Raw genomic sequence first — 15,004 nt, 5'->3', positions numbered from 1 at the left:
AGCCCCGCGCCCCGGAAAGGCCGGGCCCGTGGGCCCGGCCTTTCCGCTGTCGTCAGCAGCGGGTCGGTGGGCGGTTCCAGTGGCGGTGGGCCTTGATCGCTTCGATGAACTCCCGGACGAAGTCCTCGCCCGCCGTGCCCTGGGCCGTGTCCGTCACCACGCCCCGGTCGGCGACCACGTGGTGGAACTCGGAGGAGAGGCGCACGCCCTCGGGGCGCAGGGCGGCGAGGATGCCGACGCCCGAGCCGAGGGCGCCGACCGGCTTGCCGTGGCGGTAGGCGTCGCGGACGAAGCGCATGGCGTCGGGGTCGGTCGACGGGGACGGGGTGCCGACCGGCCCGCCGGGGAGGAGGACCGCGTCGTACAGGACGGACGCGACGGTCGGCAGGGCCCGGTCCACGGTGTACTCGGCGCCGTCCGCGCCGCGCACGGTGCCGTCCTGGGCCGCGATGGCCTCGACGATCGCGCCCTCGGCGGCCAGCGCCTCCCGCACCCCGGTCACCTGCCCGGCGTCCACACCGTCGGCGACCAGCACGGCGATCTGGCGGGTGCGGATGGAGCCGGGGCCGCGCTGCGACTCCAGACTGAGGGCGGGGGAGGTGAGCTTGTACGTCACCGGCTCGGCGTCGGCCGGCACGGGTACACCGATGCCTTTCGCGACCTCGGCCGCCAACTCCGGGTCCACCTTGGCGAGTTGCTCGACCGTACGGGCGCGGACGGTGAGGGCGCCGACCTTGCCGAGTTCGAAGCGGAAGGCCGCCACGATGTGCTGCTTCTCCCAGGGGGCCATGCTGTTCCAGAACATGGCGGGCTGGCTGTGGTGGTCCTTGAAACTCTCGCTGCGACGGCGGATCTTGGCGCCGTCGACGCGTTCGGCGTAGTGCGTGTAGGCCTTGCTGTCGACGCCCGCGTGGGCCGGGCAGCCGGCGCCGAGGGAGTTCGGGAAGTAGTTGGTGCCGCCGTGGATCGCGGACTGGTGGTGGCCGTCACGCTGGTTGGTCCGCACCGGCGCCACCGGGCGGTTCACCGGCAGCTGGCTGAAGTTGGGGCCGCCGAGGCGGATCAACTGGGTGTCCAGGTAGGAGAAGTTGCGGGCCTGGAGCAGCGGGTCGTTGGTGAAGTCGATGCCCGGGACGACATTGGCCGTGTGGAAGGCGACCTGTTCGGTCTCCGCGAAGAAGTTCTCGGGGTTGCGGTCCAGCACCATACGGCCGATCGGCCGGACCGGCACCTGTTCCTCCGGGATGATCTTCGTGGGGTCGAGCAGATCGAAGTCGAAAGCGAACTCGTCCTCCTCCGCAACGAGTTGGACGCCCAGCTCCCACTCCGGGTACTCGTCGGCCTCGATGGCGTTCCACAGGTCCCGGCGGTTGAAGTCCGGGTCCCGGCCCTGGCACTCCTGCGCCTCGTCCCACACCAGCGAGTGCGTGCCCAGCTTCGGCTTCCAGTGGAACTTCACGAACGTGCCCCGGCCCGCCGCGTTCACGAAGCGGAAGGTGTGCACGCCGAAGCCCTGCATCATGCGGTAGCTGCGCGGGATCGCCCGGTCCGACATCAGCCACATGATCGTGTGCAGTGTCTCCGGCTGGAGGGACACGAAGTCCCACAGGGTGTCGTGCGCGGACGCGCCGGTCGGGATGTCGTTGTGCGGCTCCGGCTTCACCGCGTGCACGAAGTCGGGGAACTTGATGCCGTCCTGGATGAAGAAGACGGGAAAGTTGTTGCCGACGAGGTCGTAATTGCCCTCCGACGTATAGAACTTGGTGGCGAAGCCGCGTACGTCCCGCACGGTGTCCGCCGAGCCGCGCGGGCCCTGCACGGTCGAGAACCGCACGAAGACCGGGGTCCGCACGGACGGGTCCTGGAGGAACGCGGCACGGGTGAACTCGGCGCAGGACTCGTACGGTTCGAAGTAGCCGTAGGCGCCCGCGCCCCGCGCGTGCACCACCCGCTCGGGGATCCGCTCGTGGTCGAAGTGGGTGAGCTTCTCCCGGAAGTGGAAGTCCTCCATCAGGGTCGGCCCGCGCTCGCCGACGGTCAGGGAGTCGTCGGTGTGGTCGACGGCCACCCCCTGGTCGGTGGTGAGGGGACCCGACGCCGGGTCGGCCGGGCGGGCGGCCTCACGCTGCTGCCGCTTGAGGTCGGTGGGGTCGGTGGGGCCGGTGCGGTCGGTGGGAGAGCTCATCGGACGGCCTCCTGGGAGAACACGTCGAGGAACGCCTCGCAGAACGCCTTGAGGTCGTCCGGTTTGCGGCTCGTGATCAGCTTGTTGGAGCCGTGGTCGCAGATCTTGACCTGTTCGTCGACCCAGGTGCCGCCCGCGTTGCGGATGTCCGTACGCAGGCTCGGCCACGAGGTCAGGACCCGGCCGCGGACCACGCCCGCTTCCACCAGCGTCCACGGAGCGTGACAGATCGCGGCGACCGGACGGCCCCGCTCGAAGAACTCCCGGACGAAAGAGACCGCCCGCTCGTCCATGCGCAGGAAGTCCGGATTGGCCACCCCGCCCGGCAGGACGAGCGCGTCGAACGACTCCGCCGGCGCCTCACCGACGACGTCGTCCACCGAGAACGTGTCCGCCTTGTCCAGATGGTTGAAGGCCTGGACGTGACCCGGCTCCGTGGACAGCAGCACGGGTTCGTGACCGGCGTCCGTCACCGCCTGCCAGGGGTCGGTCAGCTCGATCTGCTCAACACCTTCGGGTGCGGTCAGGAATGCGATACGCATGGGTGCTCAATCTCCTTTCTCAGCCTTCATCTGCGCCTTCATCTGCGCCTTCATCTGCGCCTTCTTCTCAGCCGCCTTCTCGGCGGCCTTCTCCGCCCTCCGACGCCCGCGTCCCGCCCGCGCGCAGCGCAGCAGCTCCTCGCCGTACGGCAGCAGGACACAGGTGCCGATCGCGACGCCGATGCCCGCGAGACAGCCGGGCGACAGCGGCCTGCGGCGCGGTACGAACCGCCAGGCGTCCGGATCCGAACGCCCGCCCCGCAGCAGGGACTTGACCTGGTCGTGGTGCAGGCACATCAGGGCGGTGAGCGCGCCGAAGGGCAGCGACTCCAGGAAGCTGTGGATGTGCTGCTCGACGGGCTTGACCTCGCGGTCGCTCTTCACGGCGGTCCGCACGTCCCACAGCGCGGTCGCCTCGTGCACCGCGGTGCCCGCCAACTGCACCGACAGGAGCAGGGGGTTGATCTCGTAGCGCAGGGTCAGCGCGATGGGCACACCGACCTCGGCCATCATCAGCGTGGGGGCACCTCCCACGTCCTTAAGGCAGTGGGAGAGGATGAGCGATTCCTTCGTACCCGCCGTCTCCTCGATGCGGGTCCGCCGGTGCATCATCCAGTCCGCGAGGCCCGGCACGAACCAGGACGGCAGCAGGCCGTACAGCAGGTACCGGGTGGTCACCTCTGCGACGTCGACCGAGTGGGACGTCGCGCTGATCTCGGCGGCCTGGTCGCGGCGTTTCGTGAGTTCCGTCAGAGCTTGCGGCAGAACCACACAGGTCTCCTCCGTGTCGTCTGTGTCCGATCTGTCAGGTCGGGGCCGGGCCCGGCCAGCTGTCCGGCACGGCCCGGCTGATGTCGGCGAGCGCCGATCCGGGGTCCTGCGACACGGCCAGGTCGCCGAGGCTGACCATGCCCACCGGGTGACCGTCCTCCACGACCGGGAGACGGCGTATCGCGTGGTCGCGCATCAGCTCGACGGCGGCGGACACGGCGTCGTCCGGGCCGATCACGACCGGGTCCGGCGTACAGACGGCCTGGGCACTCACCGTCAGCGGGTCGGCGCCGTCGGCGACGGCCCGCAGCGTGATGTCGCGGTCGGTCAGGACCCCGATGACATGCCCCTCCGCCGCGACGAGGACGTCCCCGATGTCCTGGGCGCGCATCAGCTGCGCCGCCTCGACGAGTGAGGCGTCCGGGCGGACCGCCACCACACCTGCCGTCATGACTTCCCTCACGAACTCGGCCATGGCTTCCTGGGCCTTTCGTCGCTCCGCCCCAGCTGCGGGGGCACGCTCACGTCGGCGTGACCCCGCCCGCAGTACCCGCCGGCGGGGCCCCTATGCGTCCCGGTCGTGTGCGGGTTCCCTGCCGCCTAGGGTCGCGGAGCACCGCCCGCGGTTTCGTCCTGAGCCTGGACGATCGCTTCCGCGAGCCGGTGCGCCGAGTCGTAGCGCGCGTTGAGCGGCAGCCGCCGCACGGGCTCCACGAGTCCGTCCGGTGCGTGCCGGCCGCGCAGGACGCGGGTGAGTTCGGCGGGGCCCGCCGGGAAGGACGTACGGCCCAGGACGCGGGCCAGCTCCAGCCGGAGCGCCTCGGCCCGGGCGGGCGCACGGCTCGGCGTCACCGGCCCGTACGTGACCTCCGGGTCGTCCTCGGCGTACGGCTCCGGGTCGTGCCACTCCTCGGTCCGTGTGGGATGCCCCGAACGGAGCAGCCCTTGCAGTTCATGCTTCATCTCGTCGTCACGGTGGACGTTCAGCCGGTCGCTGCCTCGCTGCATGACTCCCCTCCGGATCTTCTCTCAGGATCCGGATCCTTCCTCCAGATCTTTCGTGGCACCCGCGTACCCGAAGACCCGGCATCGACACGGGGGCTTCGCGGATCCCCGGACGTCCGGTTCCGTTTGCCGCGGGTTTGCCCGTCCGCACAGGGGAGACCCGGTGCGACGCCCCCCACCGCACATTCCCTGGGGAAGGACCGGACTCATGGCGGTTCTCGCTGTGATCATTCCGCTGTTGATGCTCGGCGTCGTCCTGGCGCTGGGCCGCTACGAGGAGATGGTGCTGCCACCCGTCGAGGAGACCGACCGGCCGGAACAGGCCGTGCCGGTCCGCATCCGCTGAACGGGTGCCGGCCGGAGTCGCGCCCGCCGGCCAGGGCCACCGGGCGCGACTCCCGCCTCCGCTTCCGCCCTCAGCCGCCTACTTCCCGCCCTTGTCCTGCTCCCTGCTGCCCGGCAGGAACTCCTGCACCTTCGCCTTGAAGCCCTGCCTGACCATCGACACCCGGTCGGCGTCGCCCTTGAGGATCGAGGCGGCCGTGGCCTCCAGTTGCTCCCAGGTGGCGTGCGGCGGGAGTGGCGGGACGGCCGGGTCGGTGCGGAACTCGATCACCGCGGGGCCGTCGGCCGCCAGGCCCGCGCGCCAGCCCGCCTCGACGTCCTCGGGTTTCTCGACCCGGATGCCGGTCAGGCCCAGCGAGCGCGCGAAGGCGGCGTACTGGACGTCCGGCAGCTCCTGCGAGGGCAGGAAGGACGGCTCGCCGCCCATCGCCCGCAGCTCCCACGTCACCTGGTTCAGGTCGTGGTTGTTCCAGACGCCCACCACCAGCCGGGGGTCCTCCCAGCGGTCCTGGTACTTGGCCGCCGTGATCAGCTCCGCCATGCCGTTCATCTGCATCGCGCCGTCCCCGACCAGCGCGATCGCCGGCCGGTCCGGGTGGGCGAACTTCGCGCCGATCGCGTACGGCACCCCGCAGCCCATCGTCGCCAGTGTGCCCGACAGGGACCCGCGCATGCCGTCCCGCATCGTGATGTGCCGGGCGTACCAGTTCGCGGCCGAACCCGAGTCGCAGGAGATGACCGCGTCGCCCGGCAGCAGCCGGTCGAGGGTGTGGGCCACGAACTCGGGGTTGATCGGGTCGGCGGACAGCTCCGCGCGCCGCACCGTCACCGTGCGCCGGCGGGCCACGCTCGCGCACACCTCGTCGTACCACTCGCGGCCCCGCTCCGGATCGATCAGCGGGATCAGCCGCTCCAACGTCGCCTTCGCGTCCCCGACCAGGTTCACCTCGTACGGGTGGCGCATCCCGATCATGTGCGGGTCGATGTCGATCTGCACGGCCCGCGCGCTGCCGTAGTCGGGCAGGAACTGGGCGTACGGGAAGGAGGAGCCGATGGTCAGCAGGGTGTCGCAGTCGCGCATCAGCTCGTACGAGGGGCGGGTGCCGAGCAACCCGATCGCGCCGGTGACGTACGGCAGTTCGTCGCTCAGCGCGTCCTTGCCGAGGAGCGCCTTGGCGACGCCCGCGCCGAGGAGTTCGGCGATCCGGGCCACCTCGGCGCGGGCCCCGGCAGCGCCCTGTCCGACGAGGACGGCGACCTTGTCCCCGGCGTTCAGGATCTCGGCGGCCCGCTCGACCGACTCGGCCGAGGGGACGGCCGTCCAGGTGCCGCGGTCCAGGCTGGAGGGGACCGTCTTGAACTCGTGGGTCGGCGCCGAGTAGTCCAGTTCCTGCACGTCACCGGGGACGATGACCGCCGTCGGCGCCCGGCGGGCGTACGCGGTGCGGATCGCCCGGTCGAGGACGTTGGGCAGCTGCTCGGGCACGGTCACCGTCTCGACGAAGTCCGAGGCCACGTCCTTGAAGAGGGCGTGCGGGTCGACCTCCTGCTGGTACGAGCCGCCCATCGCGGCGCGGTGCGTCCGGCCGACGATCGCGAGCACCGGCACATGGTCCGACTTGGCGTCGTACAGGCCGTTGAGCAGATGGATCGCGCCGGGGCCCGAGGTCGCCGCGCACACGCCGAGCCGACCGGAGAACTTGGCGTAGCCGACCGCCTGGAACGCGGACATCTCCTCGTGCCGCGACTGGACGAACCGTGGCCGGTCCCCGGCCCGCCCCCAGGCCGCGAGCAGACCGTTGATGCCGTCGCCCCGGTAGCCGAATACCTGTTCGACTTCCCATGAGCGCAGCCGCTCCAGGATGTGATCGGCGACCGTGTTGTTCATACTGGAAGCCTCCCGGGGTGCGATCTCCCGCCCGAGTCACCCCCGGGGCACGAGAAAAACCTTCGTGTGTTTGCCGGGCATGTGCCGGGGCAGGTGCACTTCAGTGCTTCGGACAGGAGGCACGTCCGTGGGAGGGGCAAGATTCCCCTCACGGGTGTGTCCGATCCTGCGCACGCCCGCGACCCACGGTGACCGTCCATCCCAGAGCACCATCTAGGGAGTTGCGACGCACCATGCGTACTCAGGCAAGCGCGAAGCACCACCCTCACGACGACGCCCCGGACACCGCCGAGGCGTTCCGGAAGCTGGCCACGCTTCCGCCTGGCCAGCAGCGGGACACCCTGCGTGACCAGATCGTCGAGGCGTGGCTGCCCATGGCCGAACGGCTCGCGGGACGATTCCGCAGCCGCGGCGAGAGTTACGAGGATCTGCGCCAGGTCGCGGCACTCGGCCTTGTCAAGGCCGTCGACCGCTACGACCCCGAGCGCGGCAACGCCTTCGAGAGCTATGCGGTACCCACCGTCACCGGTGAGATCAAGCGGCACTTCAGGGACCACATGTGGACCCTGCATGTGCCGCGCCGGGTCCAGGACCTGCGCAACCGCGTGCGGTTCGCCAGCCAGGACCTGTCGCAGACCATTCCGGGCCGCCGGCCCACCGTCGCGGAGATCGCGGCACACGCGAACATGAGCGAGGAGGACGTCCAGGTCGGTCTTGAGGCGCTGGAGAGCTTCACGGCGCTGTCGCTGGACGCGGAACTACCGGGAAGCGAGGACGGATACTCGCTGAGCGACGCACTGGGCGCCCCTGACCCCGCGCTGGACACCGTGGTCGACCGCGAGGCCGTCAAGCCGCGGCTCGCCGCGCTGCCGGAGCGGGAGCGGGCCATTCTGTACATGCGGTTCTTCGGTGACATGACGCAGAGCCGGATCGCCGAGCAACTGGGGATCTCGCAGATGCATGTGTCGCGGCTGATCAGCCGGTGCTGCGACCGGTTGCGCGACCAGGTCATGCGGGACGTGGCCTAGCTTCACCGCCACAGCCCTAGGTCGTGTCGTCGAATTCCCGTCTGCCTCGCGACGCCATGCACGCTCCTCCATTCTCGGCTTCGCTCGAACGGGAGGGGCCCCACGACGCCGCGAGGCCGCCCTCCGGGCGACGACGGGAATTCGACGACACGACCTAGCCATGGCTTCGCATGGCCAGCGCCATATGGCGGGACATCGTGTCCATTGCCTGGGCCTCGGCCATGGAGAAGGCCAGGCGGGCACCCGAACGGAAGAGGGTGAGGACGCCTCTGACGGGGCCGTCCGCGGCGGCCAGGGGCACGGTCAGCAGGGACGTCACGTTCGCCCGTACGAGGACGGGGGCGCCCGAACTGTCGTGACCGAAGGCGTCGGGGGCGGCGGGCCGGATCTGAAGGACCGGCGAGCCGCCCCGGGCGGCCTCGACGACGAGGGGACAGGTGGCGGGGCTCTGGGCCCGCAGGAGCTTCGCCTCCCCCTCGGAGGGCGCCAGGACGGTCGTACGGGTGAGAGCGGGGCCCGTCGTGTCGGCCACCACCCAGTCGGCGAAGCGGCCGTGCAGGACGTCGGCCGCCCGGTCGAGAGCCGCCCCGGCGGGTGCGGTCAGCAAGGCCGTGGTCATGGCGTCCAGCAAATCCATGAGGGCCGCGTGACGGGTGGCCTCGGTGAGGTTGGGCAGCGGGCGGGCGAGGGGCTCCACGGAGGGCATCCGGTCGCCCGCGGGCTGCAACGCGACGAGAACGGTGTTGCGCGGCTCGCTGCCGGGGCGCAACGCGGTGAGCGTGGCGCGCACCGGTATCGAGGGGCGCTGCTGGAGGTGGACGATGAGGCTGCGGTCGCCGTCGCCGCGAGCCACGGCCGCCGCCTGGGAGCGGAACGCGCCCCGGTCGGCGTGGGCGAGGAACCCGCTGAGCGGACGGCCGGTCGCATAGCCGGAACGTACGCCCGTGAAGGCGGTCGCCGCCTGGTTGAGCCGGCGCACCACCGTCTCGCGGTCCACCAGCGCCACAGGCAGCGGCAGACATTGGAAGACGGCCTTCAGCACCTGGTGGTCCTGGGTGCCCAAGGCGGTGCCGCCGGACGGGCCGGACGTCGTGAGCCGCTCGTACCAGGGCCACAACTGGTCGGCGACATGGTCGAGTTCGAAGATGGCCGCGTCCAGGACGGTCGGTAGGTCGCCGGTCGGCACCGAGCGGGCCGCCTTGAGCTCCGCGACACGGCGTACGAAGTCCGCGAGTTCCTCACCGAATTCGTCCGTCTGCGTCATGCGACGAACGTAATGCCTGGGAGGCGCCGAAGGGGACGGGCCGGCGAACGGGGGTACGGAACGCCGGAGATCCGTTTTCGGTGCGGGCGAGCGGGAAGGCGATCGGAAGAGGAGGCGGGCAGAATGCCGGAAACCGAACACCTCGGCCTGCTGGGCCGGGAATCCCCGGAATCGGCTCATCCGGGCAGGAGGCTCTCCGAGCTCGTCGAACAGGCCGCGCGCTGCACCACCGACTGCTGCGGCGCCAGCAGCACGGTGTCCGACTGCGGCGCCGAACGACCCGCCGCGGTCACCCACCCCGACCTCGCCGGACTGGTCTCGGTCCAACTGCGCTCGGGCGACGGGCCGATCCCGGCCGCCCTTGAGCGCGGCGCGCCCGTCGACTCCGGCGACCTGCTCCGGGAGGAACGCTGGCCGGAGTACCGGGCCGTGGCCCTCGACGCGGGCGTACGGTCCAGTGTCACCCTCCCGTTCAGGCGCTCGGGTCTCGCCGTGACCCTCAGCCTCTACAGCTTCCGCCCCGGCGTCCTGGAGGACGTCCCCCACGGCCCAGCCCGCGCCCTCGGCGACCTCGCCGCGACCTGCATCGTCCGCGACCGCTCCTACCGGGACGCCCTCACCCAACTCGGCCAACTCGGCGCCGCCCTGCGCACCCGCCCCGTCGTCGACCAGGCCTGCGGCATCGTCATGCACGTCCTCGCCTGCGACGCCGACACCGCCTTCACCGTCCTCCGCCGAATCTCCCAGACCACCAACCGCAAGCTGTCCGACGTGGCGTCGGCGGTGGTGGACAGGAGAGGCAGGGGCCTGGAGGACGAATTGGTCTCACTGTCGAACTGAGTCCAGAACCAGCGCCCTGCTTCTAAGGGGCGCGGGGAACCGCGCGACCAGCCACGGTGAACCGGTAGCCGACAAGGGACCCGAACTCCAATGGCGCCCATCGGCTGAACCGGAGCGGACCGAAAGGTCACCCACTCGGCGGCCACGACTACCGCGAATGGTGCCCGGCCGCGCGCGCGGCGCGGCCCCCCACGCTCTGATGGACCGCGGAGCAACCCCGCGTCGAAGGAGCCCCATGCGCCGCAGAGCCCGTGTCCTGTCCGCCACCGCCCTGATCGGTGCCGCTCTGGGCGCCGCAGCACCGGCCGCGTACGCGGAACCGGCGGCCGAGGTGAATCCGAACACCGTCGAGCCGGGCGGCACGCTCACCGTCTCCGTCTCCTGCGACCCCACCGGCGGCCCCGCCCCCGAGACGATCGACGCCAGCTCGCAGGCCTTCGAGCAGGGCACCGTCAAGCTGCAACGCCTCCCAGGCAACGACGACTCCGCGGGCGGCCCCTCCTACCAGGGCACCGCCCGCATCGCCCCCGCCGCGGACTTCGAGACCGGCCCCGACGCGAAGGGCCCCAGCGAGTGGAACGTCGACGGCACCTGCCCGGCGGCACCGGGCGGTCAGGGCAAGCAGTGGAGCGCCACCTTCACCGTCTCCCTCGGCGGCGACCCGCACCACCCCACCCACCAGCCGACGCACCAGCCCACGCACGACCCCACGCACGACCCCGCTCATGACCCCGCTCATGACCCCACGCACGATCCTGCTCACGACCCCGCTCATGACCCCACGCACCCCACCGCGTCGGTCCAGCGGGGCGTCCAGGCGGGCGGCGGCGGTGCCTTCACCGACTCCGTCCCGGCCCTCGTCGCCGGTGGCCTCCTCATCGCGGGAGCGCTCGGCGCCGCCGTACACCGGCTGCGCCGCCGGGACCGGTGGACACCGTGACCGAGGTAACCCGTACGGGCGCCCATGCGGCGCGCGGACCTGGGTACTGACAGGCCGAGGGCGCGCCCGGCGCCTTCCTGCCACGACTGCGCGGAGGCACACATGCGGCGGACGGATCCGGAGGGGCACGGTCCGGTCCGCTACGGGCCGCCCCTTCCCGGCCAGGGACTCCCGGTCCTGCCCGAACTGGCCGCCGTACTCTCCGCCGCGGCGGGCCGGCCCCACGCCGTACCCCCCGGCGGTCCGCCCGCGCTCCTGGACGCCGCCTGCGGCTACTGGGACCGGCGTGGTCTGCCCACCGAACCCGACCGGGCCGTCGCCGCCCCCGGCGCCCCCGCCCTGCTCCTCGCACTGACCGCCGCGATCGGCGGCGACGTCCTGCTCCCACGGCCGTGCGCCGCCTGGTGGGAGCCCCAGGCGAGGGCGTTGGGCAGATCCGTGTTCCATGTCGCCACGCCCGTCGAGTGCGGGGGCGTACCGGACCCGTACGCGCTGCTGGAGACCGTGCGCCGGATCCGGGCCGAGGGCGGTGACCCCCGGCTGCTCGTGCTGTGCGTCGCCGACGATCCGACCGCCACCGTCGCCCCTCCCGAACTGGTGCACGAGACCATGGAGGCCGCCCTGGGGGAGGGGCTGCACCTGGTCAGCGACGAGACCTGGCGCGACACCCTGCACGATCCGCACGACACCGTGCTGCTCAGCCCCGCCGAGATGCTGCCCGACGGGGTCACCGTCGTCACCGACCTCGCCGGACCCTTCCTGCCCCCCGGCTGGCCGGCCGCCGTCGCCCGGTTCCCGGCCAACGGGGACGGCACAGGTCTGCGCGACCGGGTCCTCGACGTGCTCACCGCTCTCGGCGCCCGCGTCGCCACCCCGGTCGCCGCGGCCGCCGCCTACGCCCTGGGCGAGCCGGACCCCGTCACCGAACGGCTCGCCACCGCCGTACGACTGCACGCGCGGGTCGCCGCGGCCGCGCACCGGGCGGTGATGGCCGCCGGGGCGTTCGCGCTGCCGCCGCGCGCCGGCCGGCATCTGTACGCCGACCTCGCCCCGCTGCGCTCGGCGCTCGCCGCGCACGGCGTCGGCGACGCTCAGGAGGCGGAGGACTTTCTCACCGCCCGGCTCGGTATGCCCGCACCCGGCGGCCACCGGTTCGGGGACGACCTCGCGGCGCTGCGCGTGCGGCTGTCCACCGACGCGTTCCTCGGCACCACCGACGAGGAGCGGGCGAAGGCCCTCACCGCGCCGGACCCCCTGGAACTACCGCATGTGGAACATGCGTTGACCGCTTTCGGAACGGCCCTGGAGGACCTTCGATGACGACGGCTCTCCGGGCCGGCGGACGGCAACTCCTCCTCAGCGACCTTCAGCGACGACGACCCTTCGTGATGACGCTCGGCGACGGGAGCCTCCTCGATGACGCAGCAGTCCGAGTCGACCACCTCGGTCGAAGACAGCAGCTCGGTCAGCACCTCGGCGACCAACTCAGCGACCACCTCGGCGACCAACTCCACGACGACCACTGAGGACACCGACGATCCGACGTCCGTCCCGTCCTCGTCCCTCGCCCGCCCCCTCGCGCCCCCGCCCCCGCCGCTCGCCGAGCCCCGCCCGCTCGGCGAGCGGCGCCGGTGGCCGCACTCCTTCGCCGATCGGCTGACCACGCCGCTGCCCGGCCTGAAGGCCTTCGCCCGGTTCGCCCGCGAGGGCTCGGTCCGCCCCGGGGCCGAGGGGCTCACCGACATCCCGCGACTGCCGTACGAGCCCCGGCCGTTGCCCCGGGTGGGCGCGCGGACCCTCGCCGTCTCCTGGGCGGGGCACGCGAGTTGGGTGGTGCGGATCGGCGGGCTCACCGTCCTCACCGACCCCGTCTGGTCCCGCCGTATCCTCGGCACGCCCACCCGGATCACCCCCGTGGGTATCGCCTGGGACGAGCTGCCCCGGGTGGACGCGGTCGCCATCAGCCACAACCACTACGACCACCTCGACGCCCCCACGCTGGCCCGGCTCCCGCGCCACACCCCCGTCTTCGCGCCGGCCGGCCTCGGCCGCTGGTTCCGGCGGCGCGGGTTCGGCCGCGTCACCGAGCTGGACTGGTGGGAGGCAGCCGAACTCGACGGCGTCCGCTTCGACTTCGTACCGGCCCACCACTGGTCCAAGCGCACCCTCACCGACACCTGCCGCTCGCTCTGGGGCGGCTGGGTGCTCACGGCCCCCGACGGCAAGCGCCTCTACTTCGCCGGCGACACCGGCTACGGCCACTGGTTCTCACGCATCGGCCGCCGCTACCCCGGCATCGACCTCGCCCTCCTGCCGATCGGCGCCTACGACCCCCGCTGGTGGCTCAGCGACGTCCACTGCGACCCGGAGGAGGCGGTACGAGCCTTCCAGGATCTGGGCGCCCACCGCATGGCCCCCATGCACTGGGCCACCTTCGTCCTCTCCGCGGAACCGGTCCTGGAACCCCTGACCCGAGTACGAGCGGCATGGAGAGCGGCGCGCCTACCGCGCGAGAACCTGTGGGACCTACCGGTAGGCGCCTCCCAGATGCTCGACTGAATTCCGCCGACCCACACCGACGCGCCCCAAAGGGGCGCGGGGCTGCGTCGATATGCGGCTCCGCCGCCTGGGCGCGACCAGCCCCCACGAACCCGCAGCCCGCAACGAACCGGCAACTCCCGAGCTCCCCCCGGCGCCCGCACGCCTTCAAGCGGAGCGCTCCCGTACGTGTCGCCAAAGACTCGGCACCACACTGATCAGCAGCGTCAGCACCACAGCCGCCAGCACCCCTTCCCACGGCTCACTGAACAGCGACCCGCCGAGAATGCCGATCAGCTGATACGTGACCGCCCAGGCGAGGCACGCCGGAAGGTTGCCCCGCGCGAACCGCCGCAGCGGCATCTTCGCCAGCAGACAGGCCAGCATCACCGGGAGACGCCCGGCCGGCAGCATCCGGGACACCACGAGCACGGTCACCCCGTGGTCGTCGAGCTTCGCCTGGGCCTGGGCCAGCCGGTCCTCCGGCGCCCGCCGGCGGATCGCCTCCAGCCAGCGGGAGCCGTTCTTCGAGCCCATCCCGCGCCGCCCCAGCCAGTACAGCGCGATGTCCCCGAGGAACGCGGCCGCCGACGCCACCACGAACAACAGCAGCAGCGCGAACGGCGCCGCCTGATGGAACGCCACCACGGCCGCCGAACTGACCAGCGCCCCCGTCGGCACCACCGGCACCAGAGCGCCGATCAACACCAGCAGGAACAGCGTCGGATAGCCGATGGCCTGCTGCGTGGACTCGTGCGGCAGGGGAGTGCTCACGGCGGACAGGACGATCACCGGGCGCCCTCCGCCACTCCGCTCGGCCGACGGCTCATCGCGCCGCCCCCGGCCGTACTCTCTCCCCGTGGCCCAGCCGGTGCACGGCCACCTCGGGGGCGCGGGCGGCGGCGAGACGGACGAACTCCTCGCCGGGGGCATGGAACTCATGGGGGCGCACGGCGTCCATGCCGATCGGCCAGTACGTGCCGTAGTGCACCGGAACCGCGCTCCGGGGCGCGAGCAGCGCAAGCGCCTCCGCCGCGCGCCCCGCGTTCAGATGCCCCTCGCCGAGATAGGGTCCCCAGCCGCCGACGGGCAGCAGCGCCACATCGACCGGCCCGACCTCCTTGGCCATCGACTCGAACAGCCCGGTGTCCCCGGCGAAGTACGTCCGCGCGTCACCCTCGATCACGAAGCCGAGCGCCGGCGAACGATGCGGCCCGACCGGCAGCCGCCGCCCGTCATGCCGGGCAGGAACGGCACGTACGACCAGGTCACCGACCCTGACCTCGTCCCCGGGAGCTGCCTCGGAAAGCCGCAGATGCGCCAGCCTGCGCAGCCCCGGCACCTGGCGCGGCGCGCCCCTCGGCACCACCAGCCGGGTGCCCGGGGCGAGCCGGGCCAGCGACGGGACGTGCAGATGGTCGGCGTGCAGATGCGACACCAGCGCCACGTCCGCGACCGCCGCCTCCGGCGGGGGCGGCGCACCCCGGCGCCTGCGCAGATGCGCGAGCCGGCGCGTGAAGAGGGGGTCGGTGAGCACCCGCGTGCCCGAGTCCTCCACGGTGCAGGTCGCATGACCCCACCAGGTGATCTCCACCGGCACTCCGTTCGCCTCCTTCGCGCTACTCCCCCGAGCGTACGGGCTGGAGTAGGGTCTCAGG

15 protein-coding genes are annotated in these 15,004 nt (G+C 72.1%); 6 read left to right on the top strand and 9 right to left on the bottom strand.

Features of this window, described 5'->3' with window-relative positions; genetic code table 11:
• Nucleotides 1–52 precede the first annotated feature (52 nt).
• The 5 genes from I8N67_RS12775 to I8N67_RS12755 all read right to left on the bottom strand — a co-directional run bounded on the left by I8N67_RS12775 (nucleotide 53) and on the right by I8N67_RS12755 (nucleotide 4,506).
• Nucleotides 53–2,185 (bottom strand): catalase, encoded by a 2,133-nt coding sequence (locus tag I8N67_RS12775; protein ID WP_200303102.1) that lies wholly within the window; start codon nucleotides 2,183–2,185, stop codon nucleotides 53–55.
• Nucleotides 2,182–2,727, bottom strand: coding sequence for a type 1 glutamine amidotransferase domain-containing protein (locus I8N67_RS12770; protein WP_200303100.1), 546 nt, complete (start codon nucleotides 2,725–2,727; stop codon nucleotides 2,182–2,184). The genes I8N67_RS12775 and I8N67_RS12770 overlap by 4 nt, the downstream gene beginning before the upstream one ends.
• 6 nt (nucleotides 2,728–2,733) lie before the next feature.
• Entirely contained in the window at nucleotides 2,734–3,441 is a 708-nt protein-coding gene (locus I8N67_RS12765) for a diguanylate cyclase (RefSeq protein ID WP_200303179.1), read from the bottom strand.
• A gap of 91 nt (nucleotides 3,442–3,532) precedes the next feature.
• The gene (locus tag I8N67_RS12760) at nucleotides 3,533–3,973 is read right to left on the bottom strand and encodes a CBS domain-containing protein (RefSeq protein ID WP_200303099.1); all 441 of its coding nucleotides are present in this window, start codon (nucleotides 3,971–3,973) and stop codon (nucleotides 3,533–3,535) included.
• A 125-nt stretch (nucleotides 3,974–4,098) separates the two neighbouring features.
• Nucleotides 4,099–4,506, bottom strand: a complete 408-nt coding sequence (locus I8N67_RS12755) for a DUF2795 domain-containing protein (RefSeq protein WP_200303098.1) — start codon at nucleotides 4,504–4,506, stop codon at nucleotides 4,099–4,101.
• A 205-nt stretch (nucleotides 4,507–4,711) separates the two neighbouring features.
• Between I8N67_RS12755 and I8N67_RS12750 the strand changes: the two genes are divergently transcribed.
• Nucleotides 4,712–4,849 carry a hypothetical protein gene (locus tag I8N67_RS12750; RefSeq protein ID WP_200303097.1) on the top strand — a complete coding sequence of 46 codons (138 nt, stop codon included), beginning with the start codon at nucleotides 4,712–4,714 and terminating at the stop codon, nucleotides 4,847–4,849.
• Nucleotides 4,850–4,927: 78 nt separating this feature from the next.
• On the opposite strand, the gene I8N67_RS12745 is transcribed toward I8N67_RS12750, so the two are convergent.
• Nucleotides 4,928–6,736 (bottom strand): thiamine pyrophosphate-requiring protein, encoded by a 1,809-nt coding sequence (locus I8N67_RS12745; RefSeq protein ID WP_200303096.1) that lies wholly within the window; start codon nucleotides 6,734–6,736, stop codon nucleotides 4,928–4,930.
• A gap of 233 nt (nucleotides 6,737–6,969) precedes the next feature.
• Here I8N67_RS12745 and I8N67_RS12740 point away from each other — a divergent pair, with 233 nt between their 5' ends.
• On the top strand, nucleotides 6,970–7,764 hold the full coding sequence (locus I8N67_RS12740) for an RNA polymerase sigma factor SigF (protein WP_200303095.1): 795 nt from the start codon (nucleotides 6,970–6,972) through the stop codon (nucleotides 7,762–7,764).
• Nucleotides 7,765–7,918: 154 nt separating this feature from the next.
• Here I8N67_RS12740 and I8N67_RS12735 read toward each other — a convergent pair whose 3' ends face one another.
• Nucleotides 7,919–9,028 carry a PAS domain-containing protein gene (locus I8N67_RS12735; RefSeq protein WP_200303094.1) on the bottom strand — a complete coding sequence of 370 codons (1,110 nt, stop codon included), beginning with the start codon at nucleotides 9,026–9,028 and terminating at the stop codon, nucleotides 7,919–7,921.
• Between the two features lie 123 nt (nucleotides 9,029–9,151).
• Between I8N67_RS12735 and I8N67_RS12730 the strand changes: the two genes are divergently transcribed.
• From I8N67_RS12730 to I8N67_RS12715, 4 genes are all read left to right on the top strand, one after another.
• Nucleotides 9,152–9,868: an ANTAR domain-containing response regulator gene (locus I8N67_RS12730; protein WP_200303092.1), complete on the top strand. Its 717-nt coding sequence runs from the start codon at nucleotides 9,152–9,154 to the stop codon at nucleotides 9,866–9,868.
• Nucleotides 9,869–10,103: 235 nt separating this feature from the next.
• Nucleotides 10,104–10,808 carry a hypothetical protein gene (locus tag I8N67_RS12725; RefSeq protein ID WP_200303090.1) on the top strand — a complete coding sequence of 235 codons (705 nt, stop codon included), beginning with the start codon at nucleotides 10,104–10,106 and terminating at the stop codon, nucleotides 10,806–10,808.
• A 102-nt stretch (nucleotides 10,809–10,910) separates the two neighbouring features.
• Nucleotides 10,911–12,128, top strand: coding sequence for an aminotransferase class I/II-fold pyridoxal phosphate-dependent enzyme (locus tag I8N67_RS12720; protein WP_200303089.1), 1,218 nt, complete (start codon nucleotides 10,911–10,913; stop codon nucleotides 12,126–12,128).
• Nucleotides 12,129–12,224: 96 nt separating this feature from the next.
• Nucleotides 12,225–13,367 carry an MBL fold metallo-hydrolase gene (locus I8N67_RS12715; protein ID WP_200303087.1) on the top strand — a complete coding sequence of 381 codons (1,143 nt, stop codon included), beginning with the start codon at nucleotides 12,225–12,227 and terminating at the stop codon, nucleotides 13,365–13,367.
• Nucleotides 13,368–13,514: 147 nt separating this feature from the next.
• Here I8N67_RS12715 and I8N67_RS12710 read toward each other — a convergent pair whose 3' ends face one another.
• The gene (locus I8N67_RS12710) at nucleotides 13,515–14,138 is read right to left on the bottom strand and encodes a DedA family protein (RefSeq protein WP_200303085.1); all 624 of its coding nucleotides are present in this window, start codon (nucleotides 14,136–14,138) and stop codon (nucleotides 13,515–13,517) included.
• Between the two features lie 34 nt (nucleotides 14,139–14,172).
• On the bottom strand, nucleotides 14,173–14,946 hold the full coding sequence (locus tag I8N67_RS12705) for an MBL fold metallo-hydrolase (RefSeq protein WP_200303083.1): 774 nt from the start codon (nucleotides 14,944–14,946) through the stop codon (nucleotides 14,173–14,175).
• Nucleotides 14,947–15,004 lie beyond the last annotated feature (58 nt).

It is taken from the genome of Streptomyces adelaidensis, assembly GCF_016598475.1.
In the GTDB taxonomy this organism is placed as follows: domain Bacteria; phylum Actinomycetota; class Actinomycetes; order Streptomycetales; family Streptomycetaceae; genus Streptomyces; species Streptomyces adelaidensis.
The sequence above is the reverse complement of the archived record's forward strand: the minus strand, read 5'-3'. Positions and strand labels throughout refer to the sequence as shown.